Annotated in this window: 15 protein-coding genes; 10 read left to right on the top strand and 5 right to left on the bottom strand. The window is 61.4% G+C overall.

Annotation, left to right across the window (positions count from 1 at the left end; all coding sequences use genetic code 11):
* Nucleotides 1-5: 5 nt before the first annotated feature.
* The gene (gene cphA / locus ACMV18_RS07210; RefSeq protein WP_420817282.1) at nt 6-2,225 is read right to left on the bottom strand and encodes a cyanophycin synthetase; all 2,220 of its coding nucleotides are present in this window, start codon (nt 2,223-2,225) and stop codon (nt 6-8) included.
* A gap of 147 nt (nt 2,226-2,372) precedes the next feature.
* Between cphA and ACMV18_RS07205 the strand changes: the two genes are divergently transcribed.
* Complete coding sequence (locus tag ACMV18_RS07205; RefSeq protein ID WP_420817281.1) at nt 2,373-4,643, top strand: ABC transporter ATP-binding protein; 2,271 nt, start codon at nt 2,373-2,375, stop codon at nt 4,641-4,643.
* 15 nt (nt 4,644-4,658) lie between these two features.
* On the top strand, nt 4,659-5,129 hold the full coding sequence (locus ACMV18_RS07200) for a DUF1854 domain-containing protein (RefSeq protein ID WP_420817280.1): 471 nt from the start codon (nt 4,659-4,661) through the stop codon (nt 5,127-5,129).
* A gap of 85 nt (nt 5,130-5,214) precedes the next feature.
* On the opposite strand, the gene ACMV18_RS07195 is transcribed toward ACMV18_RS07200, so the two are convergent.
* On the bottom strand, nt 5,215-5,574 hold the full coding sequence (locus tag ACMV18_RS07195) for a hypothetical protein (protein WP_420817279.1): 360 nt from the start codon (nt 5,572-5,574) through the stop codon (nt 5,215-5,217).
* A 199-nt stretch (nt 5,575-5,773) separates the two neighbouring features.
* On the opposite strand from ACMV18_RS07195, the gene ACMV18_RS07190 reads away from it, so the two are divergent.
* Nucleotides 5,774-6,328, top strand: coding sequence for a hemerythrin domain-containing protein (locus tag ACMV18_RS07190; RefSeq protein WP_420817278.1), 555 nt, complete (start codon nt 5,774-5,776; stop codon nt 6,326-6,328).
* A gap of 87 nt (nt 6,329-6,415) precedes the next feature.
* On the opposite strand, the gene ACMV18_RS07185 is transcribed toward ACMV18_RS07190, so the two are convergent.
* A complete protein-coding gene (locus ACMV18_RS07185; protein WP_420817277.1) occupies nt 6,416-6,793 on the bottom strand; it encodes an HU family DNA-binding protein in 378 nt (125 codons plus the stop codon).
* A 127-nt stretch (nt 6,794-6,920) separates the two neighbouring features.
* Nucleotides 6,921-7,739 carry an NADPH-dependent oxidoreductase gene (locus tag ACMV18_RS07180; RefSeq protein ID WP_420817276.1) on the bottom strand — a complete coding sequence of 273 codons (819 nt, stop codon included), beginning with the start codon at nt 7,737-7,739 and terminating at the stop codon, nt 6,921-6,923.
* A 200-nt stretch (nt 7,740-7,939) separates the two neighbouring features.
* Between ACMV18_RS07180 and ACMV18_RS07175 the strand changes: the two genes are divergently transcribed.
* The 7 genes from ACMV18_RS07175 (at nt 7,940) to ACMV18_RS07145 (ending at nt 15,045) form a co-directional block, all read left to right on the top strand.
* Nucleotides 7,940-8,716 (top strand): ABC transporter substrate-binding protein, encoded by a 777-nt coding sequence (locus ACMV18_RS07175; protein WP_374258826.1) that lies wholly within the window; start codon nt 7,940-7,942, stop codon nt 8,714-8,716.
* Between the two features lie 18 nt (nt 8,717-8,734).
* Entirely contained in the window at nt 8,735-9,523 is a 789-nt protein-coding gene (locus ACMV18_RS07170) for an amino acid ABC transporter permease (RefSeq protein WP_374258827.1), read from the top strand.
* Nucleotides 9,520-10,260, top strand: coding sequence for an amino acid ABC transporter ATP-binding protein (locus ACMV18_RS07165; protein WP_420817275.1), 741 nt, complete (start codon nt 9,520-9,522; stop codon nt 10,258-10,260). Before ACMV18_RS07170 ends, ACMV18_RS07165 begins: the two co-directional genes overlap by 4 nt.
* A 28-nt stretch (nt 10,261-10,288) precedes the next feature.
* Entirely contained in the window at nt 10,289-11,776 is a 1,488-nt protein-coding gene (locus tag ACMV18_RS07160) for a DcaP family trimeric outer membrane transporter (protein WP_420817274.1), read from the top strand.
* Between the two features lie 51 nt (nt 11,777-11,827).
* A complete protein-coding gene (locus tag ACMV18_RS07155; RefSeq protein ID WP_420817273.1) occupies nt 11,828-12,733 on the top strand; it encodes a DMT family transporter in 906 nt (301 codons plus the stop codon).
* Nucleotides 12,734-12,749: 16 nt separating this feature from the next.
* Nucleotides 12,750-13,367, top strand: coding sequence for a MarC family protein (locus ACMV18_RS07150; protein ID WP_420817272.1), 618 nt, complete (start codon nt 12,750-12,752; stop codon nt 13,365-13,367).
* A 142-nt stretch (nt 13,368-13,509) separates the two neighbouring features.
* Complete coding sequence (locus tag ACMV18_RS07145) at nt 13,510-15,045, top strand: diguanylate cyclase domain-containing protein (RefSeq protein WP_420817271.1); 1,536 nt, start codon at nt 13,510-13,512, stop codon at nt 15,043-15,045.
* A 24-nt stretch (nt 15,046-15,069) separates the two neighbouring features.
* Here the strand turns inward: ACMV18_RS07145 and ACMV18_RS07140 are convergent, their stop codons facing one another.
* Nucleotides 15,070-16,290: a sensor histidine kinase gene (locus ACMV18_RS07140; RefSeq protein WP_420817270.1), complete on the bottom strand. Its 1,221-nt coding sequence runs from the start codon at nt 16,288-16,290 to the stop codon at nt 15,070-15,072.
* Nucleotides 16,291-16,414 lie beyond the last annotated feature (124 nt).

Genomic DNA, 16,414 nt, shown 5'->3' with positions numbered 1-16,414 from the left:
CGGTCTTAACGCACCGCCTTGCCCGTCGGATCGTAGGTTTCCAATCCGGCAGCGATCAGTTCGGGGGAGATGCCCATGGCCCACGCCGCCGCCACCGCGGCCAACAAGGCCTGGATGCTGGCGCCGGGCAACGGCTGCTCGGACAGACCACCGGTCATGCGGCGAGCCGCGGCACTGTTCAGATCGGCACAGCGCACCGACATCTGGCCGTTGTGCGTCAGCAAAACATGGTGCCCCTCGACCGACACGGTCCGTCCGCCCTGGGCGCGGTGCGCGACCATGGCAGGGTTGTCGTGGTGGGTGTCGTAGAAGATGACGTCGCCGTCGCACAGGTCGGCCATTTCCACCAAGCGTTCGTCGCCGGCATTCAGCACCGCCACGCCGTCGGACAGGACCACATCCACCTGCGTGCGCAGCACCTTGAACATCTGCTCGCTGGCATGGATGTCGTGGTGAGCCAAGGCCGGAGCCACCGGGGCTTCGGCGCCATGCAGATCCGTGACCACGCCCACCGTGCAGCGGTCGTAGGCCAAGCCGTCATTGAGGATGCTAACGGGGCCGTTTTCCATGACCACCGCGTTGACTTCGCGGTTCATGAGCAGGCGTTGCCCCGCAGCGAAGTTGGCGCGGTTGCCCTGCTCGACACGACGCGAACCGAGGAACAAGCCATCAGCACAGGTCAGGCCCACGTGGCGTCCGCTCAGGTGCAGGAACCAGGCGATGAGGCGGCTGACTTGCGTCACGCCATCCGAGCCCGCCACGCCAATGATGGGCACGCGGCCGGTTTCGTCTTCGTCAAACAGGTTATCGACGATCGCCTTGCCCACAGGGCGAGGCAGGCCTTCCGCCGGCTTCAGGTGCATCAGCAGACCTGGACCCGCGTTGACTTCCACCACCGCGCCACCTTGGGCGGCCAGCGGCTTGGAGATGTCTTCGACCACGAGGTCGATGCCGGCGATGTCCAGCCCAACCACGCGTGCCGCCAGGGAAGCCGCATGCGCCACATCGGGGTGCACATCATCGGTGCAGTCGATGGCCACATTGCCGTTGCGCTGCACCAGCACCTTCTGACCATCTTTGGGGATGGCTTCGCCGTGCAAGCCCTGACGCTCGAGCAGCAGGCGCATGGCCGGCTCGCGCTCCAGAATGATGGTTTCGAGCGGGAACTCTTCGGCCTCGCCGCGACGAGGGTCGCTGTTGAGTTGCTTGTCGATCAACTGGCGCACGGTGTCACGGCCGTTGCCGTGAATCCACAGGCTTTCGCCACGCGCCGCCGCCACCACCTTGCCGCCCACGACCAGCACGCGGTGCTCGTCGCCACGGATGTAGCGCTCGACGATCACATCGCTGCCCTCGGCATCGGCGATCGCATAAGCAGCCTCGACATCGGCCTGCGTCATCAGTTCCAGCGACACACCACGGCCGTGGTTGCCGTCCAGCGGCTTGACCACCACCGGCAGGCCAATGTCTTGCGCAGCTTCCCAGGCCGCAGCCGGGCTGTTCACCACTTCGCCCTCGGGCACGGGTACGCCACAGGCCTTGAGCAGGGTCTTGGTCAGGTCCTTGTCACCCGCGATGCCTTCGGCAATGGCGCTGGTCTTGTCGGTTTCAGCCGTCCAGATGCGACGTTGCGCCTTGCCGTAACCCAGTTGAACCAGGTTGCCGTCGTTGAGGCGAATGTGCGGGATGCCACGGTCAGTGGCCGCGCCCACGATGGCCGCGGTGCTGGGGCCAAGGTAGCAGTCGTCGATCTGTTCACGCACGCGCTCCACGGCGGCGGCCACATCAAACGATTCGTCATTGATGGCAGCCATCAGCAAGGCATGGCCTTCCTTGAGGGCACTGCGCGCCACTTGTTCGTCACGCGCACGGAACACCATGCGATAGACGCCACGCTGCGAGGTGCTACGCGTTTGACCAAAGCCGGTGGGCATGCCCGCCAGGTTCAGCAACTCAATGACCACGTGCTCCAGGATGTGCCCGGCCCAGGTGCCTTCTTGCAAACGCTGGATGAAGCCACCGCGCTCGCCCACGCCGCAGTGGTGCTCTTCGAGCGCGGGCAGCAGGGCCGTGAGGCGTTCGTTGAACCCGGGCAGCAGGTTGGACGGAAAGTCTTCGAGCTCTCCGAGGTCCAGCCAGACCTCCAACACCTGGCGGTAAGTCCAGATATTGGGTCCGCGCAGGTAGTTGATGCGCAACAGCTTGATGTCGTTCTTCTTGCTCATGTCCAGCGTGGATTACTGCGTCCTGACGATGATGCCGGACCAACTGGGAGGTTGAAAGAGTGACATTGTCGCCCCTTCATCGGTCAAAATGACGTTGTCCGCGCAGAGAGCGATTGATTCTTTGCTCCCGTGGATCCAGACAACACCATGCACCATCACCATCCCGCTGATGCCCCAGGGCACCTGGTCGTTCAAGACAAAGCCAGCGCCGATTTGCCGCTGGCATGTGGAGAAAACGTTTTGGTCAGCCTCTCGGTTGACCTCGACCACCAATTGCGTTTTGCTGCCAGCCAGTTGGTACTGACCGATCAGCGCCTTTTGAGCCGGGCTTCCGGCCAAACCGACTGGCAAAGCTGGCCCTTGAGCACGGTGCTCAGCCTGCATCACCACGACCATGCAGGCGTCGGCACACTGGAACTCCACTCGGCTGACACCCGCCTGGCGCTCTGGCATTTCACCCTCGATACCCAGATGCAGGTGCTGCGCCTGGCCGAACAATTCGACCGGCACATCCAAGCACTGCGTACCGGCGAACTTCAGCCAGAAGACGACAGCGCTCAGTGTCCCACATGCAAAGCCCAACTTCCGCCCGACAGTGACGAGTGTCCGGTTTGTTCGCGTGAATTGCAAACGCCGCCGTCAACCTGGGTGCTGCTGCGCCTGTGGCGGTTTGCCAAGCCTTATCAGGGCAAGCTGCTGGCCGGCTTCCTGCTGACGCTGGCGGCCACCGCCGCCACACTGGTCCCGCCCTACCTGACCATGCCGCTGATGGACGAGGTGCTGATCCCCTTCCAGAACGGTCAGGCCATCGACACCACCAAGGTGGCTTGGTTGCTGGGAGGCCTGCTGGCCTCGGCGCTGTTTGCCTGGAGCCTGGGTTGGGCCCGCACCTACTTGCTGGCCTTGGTGTCCGAGCGCATTGGCGCCGACCTGCGCACCACCACCTTCGAGCACCTGCTGCGTCTGTCACTGGACTACTACGGCAGCAAGCGCACGGGCGATTTGATGAACCGCGTGGGCTCCGAAACCGACCGCATCAACGTGTTCCTGTCGTTGCATGCCCTGGATTTCGCCACCGACGTGCTGATGATCGCGATGACGGCGGCCATCCTGGTGTCGATCAACCCATGGCTGGCTTTGGTCACGCTGGTGCCCCTGCCCTTCATCGCGTGGCTGATCCATGTCGTGCGCGACCGTCTGCGCACCGGCTTTGAAAAGATTGACCGTGTGTGGAGTGAAGTCACCAACGTGCTGGCCGACACCATCCCCGGCATCCGCGTGGTGAAGGCCTTTGCGCAGGAAAAGCGCGAGGCAGATCGTTTCCGCGCGGCCAACCAGTACAACCTGCAGGTCAACGACAAGCTCAACAAGACCTGGTCGCTGTTCTCACCCACGGTGTCGCTGCTGACCGAGATCGGGCTGCTGGTGGTGTGGGGTTTTGGCATCTGGCTGGTGGCGCACCACAGCATCACCGTGGGGGTGCTGACCGCCTTCATTGCCTACATTGGCCGCTTCTACGGCCGACTGGACTCGATGAGCCGCATCGTGTCGGTGACGCAAAAAGCCGCGGCGGGCGCCAAGCGCATTTTTGACATCCTCGACCATGTGTCGAACGTGCCGGATCCCGTCAATCCTGTGAAGATGCCCTTAGTAAAAGGGGGCATCTCGCTGGACAACATTGGTTTCCGCTATGGCAGCCGCTCGGTGATCCGTGGTGTGAGCCTGGACATCCAGCCCGGTGAAATGATTGGCCTGGTGGGCCACTCCGGCTCGGGCAAGAGCACGCTGGTCAACCTGATCTGCCGCTTCCACGACGTGAGCGATGGCGCCATCAGCATCGACGGCACCGACATCCGCCGCATTGCCGTGGCCGACTACCGCCGCAACATCGGCCTGGTGCTGCAAGAGCCCTTCCTGTTCTTTGGCACGATTGCCGAGAACATTGCCTACGGCAAGCCCGATGCCACCCGCGAGGAAATCGTGGCTGCCGCCCGCGCAGCGCACGCACACGAGTTCATCCTGCGTCTGCCGCAAGGCTACGACTCACTGGTGGGTGAACGCGGCCAGGGTCTGTCGGGCGGTGAGCGTCAGCGCATCAGCATCGCACGCGCGCTGTTGATCGACCCGCGCATCCTGATCATGGACGAGGCCACCTCGGCTGTGGACACCGAGACCGAAAAGGAAATCCAGAAGGCACTGGACAACCTGGTGCAAGGCCGCACCACCATCGCGATTGCGCACCGCCTGTCCACCCTCCGCAAGGCCGACCGCCTCGTGGTGATGGACAAGGGCAAGATCGTCGAAGTGGGGCCACACGACGAACTGATGGCCCGCCAAGGTGCCTACTGGCGCTTGTACATGGCACAACAACGCAAGGCCGAGCAAGACGCGCTCATTGACGCCGAAACTGCCCACTGACGCGAGGCCCACACCATGACTGCACTCTCTTTTCAACTGGCACGCAACGCCTTCGGCAAACTGGTTCTGACCGATGCCGAGGGCGCCACCCACGTGGGCATCACCCCTGTGCGCGCCTTCCCCATGTCGGCGCCGGATGACGGTGTCTCCCTGGTCAGCCCGGACGGCCACGAACTGGCCTGGATCGATCGACTCAGCGCCCTGCCCGCGCCGGTGCGTCAGTTGCTGGACGATGAGCTGGCTGTGCGCGAGTTCTCTCCCACTGTGCTGGCTATCCAGAAGGTGTCCACCTTCTCGACCCCATCCACCTGGACGGTGGACACCGACCGGGGACGCACCCAGTTTGTGCTCAAGAGCGAAGACGACATCCGCCGTCTGGGCAATGGCCGCCTGCTGATCAGCAGTGGCCAGGGCCTGTATTTCAGCGTGAAAGATGCCGCCGCCCTGGACAAGCATTCCAAGAAGTTGCTGGAACGCTTTCTCTGATTGCAGACAGCGCCACCAAAACAAATGGGCCGCAACGCGGCCCATTTTGCTGTACAGCGAGGTGAGCGAACTCACCCCGGCCACATCACTTTTTCTTCTTCAGCCAGTTGCAGGCGTCATTGCGCTCAGGAATGATTTCCGAGCCCTTGGCCTTGGCGCGCTCCACCATGTCGGCCTGATGCTGATCCACAAAGGCCTGGCATTCTTCGGGCGTCTTCATGCCCTTCATCTTGGCGCGGTAGTCGGCACGCTCTTGCGCCGTCATCAGCTTCCAGCCGGGGGTGTTGTACCAGTTCGCACGTGCACGCTTCGCGGCGCGAGGAGCTGGGGCAGCAGCATCCGCTGCAGCCTTGTCAGTGGACGGCGCAGGCGCATCGGCAGCAAAAACCGAACTCATGCACACCACGGCAAATGCAGACACCAGCGCTTTTTTGATGACAGACATTGATCACTCCTGAAAACGGTAAGAGATTCAAGGATAAACAGCTTGCTATCCGTTTTGGCTCAGGATACGCCCTAGCCAAGGGGCACCGCGCAAAACTCCCGCACAAAGTTGATGTGCCGCAAAGTTACAACGGCCCTTCTGCTCAGAATGAGTTGGTATTTCCACCAATCCCAGACACCGCCGGAGCGAAGGAGCCCACATGTCAGCCCTCATGCAGAACCTTCAATCGCAGTCCGCCACGCCACACGGACGCGCCATTGAGCCCTTTGACGTGCTGGATGCCTGCCATCAACAGATGGTGACCGCTTTGGCGCAGATGTCAGACTTGGTTGCCCATTTGCAAAATCACGGCGTGGATGGTCAGGCACAGACCATGGCCAAGAACATTTTCATGTTCTTCATGAACACGGCGCGACAGCATCACATTGATGAGGAGCGTCATGTGTTTCCTGCGCTGATCAACAGCGGCAACGACGATTTGGTGCAAGCCACGCTGCGCCTGCAGCAGGACCACAGCTGGATTGAAGAGGACTGGCTGGAATTGGCGCCGCAGTTCGAGTCCATCGCCGCAGGTTACAACTGGTTCAACATCGACCAACTGGCGCTGGCTGTCCCCGTGTTTCAGGTGCTCTACCAGGATCACATGGCACTGGAAGAGTCGCTGATCTATCCGGAAGCCAAGGTGCGCATTGCGGAGTGGGACCTGCAAGGCATGGGCCGCGAGATGGCCATGCGCCGCAAAGCGCGTGGTTAAAGCCGCGCCAGAAACAAAAACGCACATGCCTTGCGGTCATGTGCGTGATGCAGCAAGAGGCCCGTCGGGGCCTCTTTGCTTGGAAGATCACTTCTTCTTGGCAGCCTTCTTGGCGGCAGGCTTGGCAGCGGCCTTCTTGGCAACAGGCTTGGCAGCAGGCGCAGCCTTGGCAGCCTTGCGAGCAGCAGCCTTGGGATCCACAGCGGCCTTGAACGTGGCGCCAGGTGTGAACTTGGGCAGCTTGGCAGCGGCAATCTTGATCTTGGCGCCAGTGCTGGGGTTCACGCCATTGCGAGCGGCACGGGCGTGCTGCTTGAACGAGCCGAAACCGGGAATGGTCACGGCGTCGCCCTTCTTGACTGCGGTCACCACGGTGTCCAGCAGGGTGTCGAGGATGCGGCCTGCCTCGGCCTTGGACAGGGAATGCTTATCAGCCAGTTGCTGGATCAGATCGGTCTTGTTCATAAGTCGAAGTTCGAGTTGCACCCGCAATCGTCGGGCAAGGCCTATTGTGCCCCCGGCAAACCCCGATGGGTACTGGTTTTTGCACGAAACGTGGCCCGCAAACCCCGATCAACCCTGATTTTTTCAATTATTTGAGGGGGAAACCCAGTGTTTGCAGGGCCTCCACGAGTGCCTCGCGTCCGGTCAGGGCTTCAGGTGTCGCAATGCGCTTGGACGAATGTACCGCCCAGGTGCCTCGCACATTCATGCCTTGACTGACGTAGAAATCGGCCATGGACTGGTTGTAAGCCGCCACACCACGCAACTGCTCGGCCACAGGCTCGTATCGCTCGTTGTGCCAGACCACGGCTTGAGGCAAACGCGGCTTGATGTCGGCGGGATGCGCGGGATCCTCTTTCCCCAATGTCATCCCGAAGACCGCGAACACTTTGGGGGGCAAGCCCAGCAAGTCGGCCACCTGCGCAGCCTGATTGCGCATGCCGCCGATGAAACAACCTGACAAACCCAGCGATTCGGCTGCGGCCATGGCGTTTTGGGCGGCCAGCGAGGCGTCGATCACACCCACGAGCAGCATCTCCAGATAGTCCAGACCGTCTCGCGTCAACCCGACGGACTGCGCCACAGCCTCTAGTCTGGCCAGATCTGCCAGCCAGATCAGAACCAGCGGGGCCTGCGCAACGTGCGCCTGATCACCGGCCAATGCCGCCAGGCGAGCCTTGGTATCGGGTGACCGCACCGCGATCACGCTCCAGGGTTGCAAGTTGGACGAGGTGGACGCAGACTGAGCCGCAGTGACGATGGCGCGTAATGCATCGTCCGGGACCGGGTCTGGCAAATGGTGTCTGACGGTTCGGTGCGACAGCAACTGCTCGATCACCGCAGACATTGCCACCGATGGCATCTCTTCTCGCCCGTAGCGCTGCGCCACCAACTGATCACGGTTCATCACCCACTCCATTCAACGGACATCAAAAATGAACTGAACGATTGTCACAAAACACAAACATCCACGCTTTCCCTTGGTTTTGCAGACTCACCACGCCCCTCTATGGGGGATATTCTGCGAAAATGCGCCCCTTTTGAGTGAGCCAACTCGCCCCAAAAGCTTGGCTCGACATGGTCCATCCCCCTTCTTAGGATTCGACAATGACACAGTCCAGCACTTGGATTCGACGCGGCATGGTGTTTGCCGCAGCCTTGATCACCGCTGTGGGCATTCAGGCTCGCCCATTCGAGGACATCAAGAAGGACGGCAAGATCGTCATTGCCACCGAAGGGCAGTTCATGCCGTTCAACTACTTTCAAGGCAGCAAGCTGACTGGCTTTGAAGTGGAGTTGGCGGAATTGGTCGCCAAGAAGATGGGCGTCACCATTGAGTGGAAAGCGCTGGGGTTTGACGCCTTGCTCGCCGGCCTGCGCCAAGACCGATGGGATCTGGTGATCGCGTCGCACGGCATCAATGAAGAACGTTCGAAGGCCGTGACCTTCACCAACCCGCACTACTGCTCGGGCGGCCAAGTGGTGTCGCTAACACCGGCGATTCATTCGGGTGCAGACTTGGCTGGCAAGGTGGTGTCGGTTCAAACCGGCACCAGCTATCTTGAAAGCGTGCGCAAGCTGCCTGGCATCAAGGAAGTGAAGAACTTCCCCAAGGACACCGATGCCCGCGCTGCGCTGCTCAATCAACGTGTGGACGCTTGGGTGACCGATCGCTTCGTGGCCAAGCAAGCCATCAGCCTCGCCCCCAATGCCGGCATGAAGGCGGGTGACATGGTTTTTGTGGAGCGCGTGGCCGCTGCCGTGGCCAAGGGCAATCAGAGCCTGGCCGCTGCCTACAACACAGCTTTGGCTGAAGTGATGGCCGATGGCAGCTATGCAGCCTTGTCGAAGAAGTACTTCAACGAAGACGTTCGCTGCAAGTAAATCGAACCGAGGTCACTCATGATGTTGTCCCTGCCTCATTGGCCAACCAAATGGAGCAGAGCTGCGCGCAGCAACGCCACCATCGTGGTGGCCTCCTGCGTACTGCTCGCTGCGCTGTGGTTGCTGGCCATTCCGTTGTCCTGGGCGCCCGACCCCATTGGTCCGGCCGCTCAAGACTTCGCCGATGGCACCTGGATCACCATGGAACTCACCCTGGTGTCGGGTGTGGCAGGGCTCATCATCGGCTTGCTCGCAGCGTTGGGCAAGACCTCGCGCGTGCCGCCCGTGCGGTGGCTGGCGGGCCTGTTCATCTGGATCATCCGTGGCACGCCGCTGCTGGTGCAGGTGCTGTTCGTGTACTTCGCCTTGCCGGTGCTGGCACCGTCGCTGCGCCTGAGTGACTTCACGTCGGCCTGCATTGCCCTGGCACTCAATGTCGGCGCCTACAACGCCGAAGCGATTCGCGCGGGCCTGCAGGCCGTGCCCAAGGGCCAGCACGAAGCCGCGCGTTCACTGGGGCTGTCTGGATGGCAGACCTTTCTGGACATCATCTTCCCGCAGGCGATGAAGATTTCTCTGCCATCGTTGGTCAACAACTTTGTGTCGCTGCTGAAGGATTCGTCGCTGGCCTACGCCATTGGCGTGGTGGAACTCACGAACGTTGGCAATCGCATCCAGGCCGCCACGTTTGAACCCATTCCCACCCTGGTGACCACGGCAAGCATCTATCTGGTGATGACCACTCTGCTGACCCGCATCTCCGACGCCGTGGAACACCGCTATGACGTGGAGGGCCGCCGCTCATGAGCACCCCAGCATTCATCACCGTCGACAACGTTGAAAAGTCATTTGGTGCGCACCACGTCCTGCGCAACCTCAGCACGCATTTCGAAGCGGGCAAGGTCACCGTGATCCTGGGCTCTTCGGGTTCTGGCAAAAGCACTTTGCTGCGCATGCTCAACCGACTGGAGAAGCATGACAGCGGGCGCATTTGCGTTGACGGCATCGAAGTCAGCGACGACAGCCGCACCCTGCACGCCCTGCGCCGCGAAGTTGGCATGGTGTTCCAGCAGTTCAATTTGTTTCCGCACCTGACTGTGCTGGACAACGTCACGCTGGCACCCCGCCGGGTGCGAGGCCTGTCTCGCGCCCAAGCCGAGTCCCTGGCTTTGGATTTGTTGCGCAAGGTTGGCATGGAAGCCCACGCCCACAAACATCCGTTTGCCCTGTCGGGCGGACAGCAGCAGCGCGTGGCCATTGCCCGCGCCCTGGCCATGGAACCCAAGGTCATGCTGTTTGACGAACCCACTTCCGCACTGGACCCTGAAATGGTCAAGGAAGTGCTGGACGTGATGAAACAGCTCGCTGCCAGTGGCATGACCATGATCGTGGTGACACACGAAATGGGTTTTGCCCGCGAAGTGGCTGATCGCGTGCTGTTCCTCAACCAAGGCGAAATCCTTCAGGACCGTACGCCTGAGGAATTCTTCGACCGTCAAGACAACCCTCGCATCCGGGCCTTCCTTGGCCAAGTCGCTCATTGAGCCCCCTCACCTTTGCCTGCCCATCATCATGAAACTCCACCCTATCGCCCTGGCCCTGGTGGCCTCTTCCGTGTTGACCGTTCCGGCCCACGCTCAGTCGGCCAAGGACTTTAAGCTGCTGCGTCAGGAAGTGCAGCGTTTGCGCGCTGAACTGGAAGCCCTGAAACAGCAAAGCGCCAAGCCAGCTCCGGCGGCAGCGGCCCCTGTTGCCACAGCCCCCGTTGCCGCACCGGCTCCTGCTGAAGTGCCCGCCGTGAGCACGGCCGCGCTGGCCGAGCGTGTGGAACAGGTCGAAATGAAGCAAAAGGATGCTGTCGTGGCCGGCGACATCCCGGGCAGCTTCCGCCTGCCGGGCTCCGAGACCTCGATCAAGCTGTACGGCTATGTCGAAGTCAACGCCATCCATGACGCCAAGGGCGACAACAGCAACAACGACTACTCGACCTTCCTGCCCTATGTGCCCCTGAATGGCAGCACCCAGCGCAAGGGTCAGACCTATGTGCACGCGCGCACCTCGCGCCTGGGCATCGAGTCGGCCACCCCCACGGCGGCTGGCGTGCTGGGCGTGAAGATCGAAGGCGACTTCAACAACGATCCCCGCCTGGGCAACTCGGCCTTTGGCAAGTCGTCGGACAGCATCCTGACCCAACAAGCGCTGAACGGCTACAACTTCCGTCTGCGTCAGGCCATCGGCACCTTTGCCGGTTTCACCGTGGGTCAGACCTGGTCGACCTTCATGGACATCGACAACGCGCCTGAGACGGTGGACTTCAACGGCCCCATCGGCAACACCTTCATCCGTCAACCCGTCATCCGCTACACCTACAACGCCCCGGACATCGGTGGCCTGACGGTGGCACTGGAAAATCCGGTGAGCTATGCCTATGACAACAGTGGCTCCGTCGTCAAAGAAGGTTTTTCGCGCAGCCCCGATTTGGTCCTGCGTTGGGACCGTGCCTTTGACTGGGGCACCGCCAGCCTGCGCGGCGTGACGCAAGAGGTCAAGGTCATCCGTGATGCGGATTCGTCCGTCACCGCTTTCCGCGCCGCCAAGCGTGGCTACGGCATCGCCGGCACCAGCCTGATCAAAGTGCGTGACAGCCAGGACTCGCTCAGCCTGGGCTTCACCTACGGCCAAGGCATCGGCCGCTACCTGAACTACATCGAAGGCGCCTTTGTGGATGAAGCTAGCAACCGCATCCTGATGGAACGGGCTGTCGGCATCACCGCCGGTTACCAGTACAAGGCCAGCGACACGCTGCGCAGCAACGTCGTGCTGGGCTGGCAAGAGAACTACAGCAACGACTACACCCGCTTTGCCGTGGCCAATGGCCTGGATTCCGGCCAGTACGGCATCAACAAGAGCATGTACCAGTTGCACACCGGCGTGATCTACAACCCCGTGAAGAACGTGGACCTGGGCGCCGAGTACATCTGGGGTCAGCGCAAGACCCTGGCCGGCGAGAAGGGCGACCTGTCGCGCTTCAACCTGATGGCCCGCTATACCTTCAACTGATGAAGGTAGCCCGCGCACGCGTTTGACGGTTTGGTAGGAAGAAGGTCGTTCATGTCACTCGCGTCTGCGGGCACACGCCACCGCATGGGCCTGGGGGCCCTGCTGCTCGTCACCATGGTTTGGGGAACCACTTTCCCCGCCATGAAGGCCATGAGCGGCGACCTCCAGGCACTGGAGATCATCAGCCTGCGTTGCGCCGTGGCGCTTTGCGTGCTGTGGCCGTTCCTGCGAGGTCTGCGCCCGCAAGAATGGCGTTGGGGCCTCATCATGGGCAGTGTCATGTTCATGGCCACGGCCCTGCAGGTGAGCGGATTGGGGCTGACCAGCAGCAACCGCAACGCCTTCATCACCGGCTTGAATGTGGTGATCGTGCCCTTGCTGGCCGCGCTACTGGGTCAGCGTCTCGGCTGGCCGGTCATCGGCGGCGCCGTCCTCAGCGTGGCGGGCATGTTCGGCCTGTTCTATGAGTCTGCCCCATGGAATCTGGGGGACACCCTCACACTGGCCAGTGCCTTCGTCTACGCCATCTACGTCCTGACGTTCGAATACTGCGCCCGACAACAACCGGTTGCCCCCTGCCGTCCTGAGCGGCTGGCCGCCGTACAAACGCTCATCATGCTGAGCTTTGGCAGCGCAGGCATCTTGCTGCAAGGCGCCGACATGGCGAGCCTGCCTGCTCGGGCTGAGGCGCACATCGGGCCGCTGATCTACCTCGGCGTCATTGCAAGCGCGGCTGTCGTCTGGCTGCAGGCCTGGGGGCAAGCACGGGTGCGCGCTGTGGAAGCCGCCCTGCTATACGGACTGGAACCCGTCTTTGCTTCGCTGACCGCTGTGTGGTACATCAACGAGGTGCTGGCCGGGCGAGCTTTGGTGGGCGCCGCACTGATCGTTCTGGGCGTCATGTTGTCTCAGTGGCCTGCCTCCGCCCCGACTGCAGCCCCGGCGCGTTCTTCCTGACCCTGTTCAGATCGCCATGGACCACGACTTTCTGTCTGCCTTCATCGTCTTGCTGATCGTGATTGATCCGCTCGGTAACGTGCCGGTGGTCATCAGCTTGCTGAAAAATGTCCCCAAACCACGTCGGCTCTGGGTCATCACACGCGAATGCCTGATCGCAGCGGTCATGCTGCTGCTGTTCATGTTGGGCGGCGAACAGTTGCTCAAGGCCATGCACCTCACCAACGCATCGCTGGAAATTGCGGGCGGGGTGATTCTGTTTCTGATCGCTTTGGGCATGGCCTTCCCCAGCATGGGCGTCAGCGTCAGCGACGAAGAAGGTCAAGGCGAGCCATTCCTCGTGCCCTTGGCCATCCCCTTGATTGCCGGGCCATCGGCCTTGGCCACGGTGGTGCTGCTGGCCTCGCGCCAACCCGATCGTGCCTGGCTGTGGTCCGGTGCCATTGCCTTGGCGATGGCCGTGGCATGGGCCATCCTGGCGTCCGCTGACCGCCTGTCACGCCGACTGGGCCAGCCCGGTCTGGTGGCGCTGGAGCGCTTCATGGGGTTGTTGCTGTCGGCCATGGCCGTCGAGATGCTCATCTCGGGGCTGAACCGTGCTTTTCCGGTCCTGCATCAGACCGGTCTGCACTGAGGCCGCCCTCAGGAAATCCCTTGGCATTTGGTACCCGCCAAGGCGCCCACATCCCATGTGACTCGGTTAGATTACTTCCACCCGTATCTCGCCCTCATCGCACCCGCCCCGCATGGCCTTTCATTTGTCGTCTCTGTTTGCCGTGAACGTCCTGTCAAGCATCATCTTGACGCTGGCGTTGGCCTGGATAGGCGTGCGTGGCCGCAAGCACATGGTCTGGTGGGTGTTTGGTTTTCTGCTTCACGCCTGGAGTTACCTGCTGTTCATCGGGCGAGACGATCTGCCCGCCGTCTTGGCGATTGCGGCAGGCAACACCGCACTGTCTGCCAGCCTGGCTGCGTTTTGCCAGGGTATCTATACCTTTCAAGGACGCGCCACCCCGCGCTGGAACTGGCTACCTGTGGCCGTGATGGCCGCTGTGATGCCCTTCATCGTGCACCAGATGACGCCCCGCATTCTGGTATCGGGCGTGGTGCTCGGTGCGCAGTCCATCATGGCCGCGCAGGCCATCTGGCGTCAGCGTCATCAAACCGCTGGTCGTGGGCAATACATCCTGCTGGCCGCCGTCATGGTGCTGTGCGCCATCATGGTGATGCGCTTGCTGAGCATGCATGCCGTCAACCTGAACAGTGCCGACTCGGTGGACCACCTGCCCCTTCACGGCTTCATGTTCTTGCTCGCCACGCAGATCCCCCTGTTGCTGGCGGTCGGCATGACCTTGATGACCCAGGAACGCATTGAGCACAGCTTGAGTGATCGGGAGCAGCAATATCGCCAACTCCTGCAGTCCGCCAATGAAGGGATTGCCGTCACGCAAGATGGCATCCTGATGCTGAGCAACCCGGCCATGACCGAGTTGCTGGGACATTCCGCGCAGCAACTACAGCATCGCCATTTCGTCGAATGGGTGAGCACCGATCATCGCAAACTGGTTCAGGATCACCAGCGCCAGCATCAGTCCGGACAAAGGACAGACCAACACTACGAAGCGCAAGTGATCACGGCACACAAAGGCCTGCGGTGGTTTGAGTTCAGTGGTGGACCCTTCATCTGGCATGGCCGGCCTGCCGCGCTGACCTTTGTCACCGATGTGACCGATCGCAAAGCGCTTGCCGCCCGCATTGAGCGCATGGCTTACCACGACACCCTGACCGAGCTCCCCAACCGCAGGCTGCTCAGCGATCACATCCGTCTGGCCTTGGCGCACCAAAAGCGCAGCGGGCATCACAGCGCGCTCATTTACCTCGACCTTGACAACTTCAAGCCCCTCAACGACGAGCACGGTCACGCCATGGGCGATCTGCTGCTGATGGAGGCGGCCATGCGACTCAAGCAGAGCGTCCGTGAAGCGGATACGGTGGCACGCGTTGGCGGTGATGAATTCGTGGTGCTGCTCAGCAACCTGCCTGAGTCCACCGTCGAAGCACAGCACGATGCCATGTTCGTGGCGCACAAGATCCTCAACCAACTGTCAGAGCCTTATGTGCTGACCAGCGTGCAAGAGGATGGCCTGGAAATCACCGTCACGCACCATTGCAGCGCCAGCATCGGTGTGACCGTGTTCCAGTACCACGACGGCCCTGACGCCATCCTGTTGTCTCGCGCCGACGAAGCCATGTACCGCGCCAAGGAAGCTGGCCGTGGCACCGTGCGCCTGCATGAATCGACCTTGAGCTGATCCCGGCCACCCAGCCGTCTGGCGTCACGCCACAGGCAAGGTCCACCAGAAGAGGGCCCCGGCTCCGGGCTGAGAACGCACACCGATCTGGCCACCGTGGCACTCGACGATCTTTTTGGCCACAGACAGGCCCAAGCCTGTCCCTGCCACTTTGCTGTCCAATCGCTCGAAGGGCTGAAACAACTTGGTTGCCTGCTCAGAATCGAATCCTGGCCCGTTGTCGTGCACCTCAAAGCGCCAGCAATCGCCTTCCAGGCTGGATTTCACGCGTACCTGAAGCCCTTGCGTGCCCTGCCCAAACTTCAGCGCATTGCCCAGAAGGTTGTGCAGCACATGGCTCATCAAACCGGGATCTGCCGTGGCCACAGGCAGGGACGACACCTCGATCTTGCAGGCGGCATCCGGATAGGACAAAGACAAGGACTGAACGCAGTCCTGCGTCAGCTCATGGAAGTCCACGGGCATCTTCTTGACCGCCGCCTGCTCGGCGCGCGCCAACATCAGCAAGTCCGTCACCATTGCGACCGCACGATGCCCTTCTTTGATCAGCAGCGCCAGATAACTGGCAACCTTGGTCACATCGCCTTTGGCCAGTGACATCTTGGCCAATTCGCCAACGGTGACCACGTTGCCGAGCGGTCCGCGCAGATCGTGGGACACCATGCCTGAAAATGACTTCAGGCCCTGCACCAAGTCTTCCAACTGGCGCGTGCGGGCTTCAACCTTGATCTCCAAGGTGGCGGCCAACTCTCGCAGTTCATCTTCCGCATCCTTGCGCAACGCCAACTCCCGCTGCAAGCCCTGAGACTGATGCTGAAGCAACATGGCGGTCGCCATCACGAAGATGGCCACGCACAACGCAACCACATTGCTGCGGAACTGCTCGAGCGGGACATCGTTGGCCAAGGTCCAGGCCAACAGCAAAGGATGCAAATCAAACAACGCGGCCAGGATGAGCAGCATGCGATACCCCTTGCGCCGCCACGTCCAGACCATCCAGATCGATCCGACAAAGCAAGTCGCCGACACCACGACCGGCCCTGAAAACGGCCAGCCATGCGTCAACCATGTGAGCACGGCGGTTGCAGTCAATCCTGTGCCGAAGAGCCCCCAGAAAAACCGGCCATGCGTCACCCCGGGCTCACTGAAATAGGCCCGCAAACCCGCCACAAACAAGGATGCGGTGCCAAACGCCATCACGGCAATCAACGGCGCAACGATAACCTGATCACCCGAGTTCGACACCAAAATGCCGATTTCGCGTTTTTGGTGAAGCCGCTTCCATGTGAATCAACGACTTATGCACATTTTTGCGGAAGTTTTGTAGTGGCAACTGCATGAATGCTTTGTAGTGGCGCAATTGGGGTGT

The sequence above is a fragment of the Aquabacterium sp. genome (assembly GCF_048860245.1).
In the GTDB taxonomy this organism is placed as follows: Bacteria; Pseudomonadota; Gammaproteobacteria; order Burkholderiales; family Burkholderiaceae_C; genus Aquabacterium.
The sequence above is the reverse complement of the archived record's forward strand: the minus strand, read 5'-3'. Positions and strand labels throughout refer to the sequence as shown.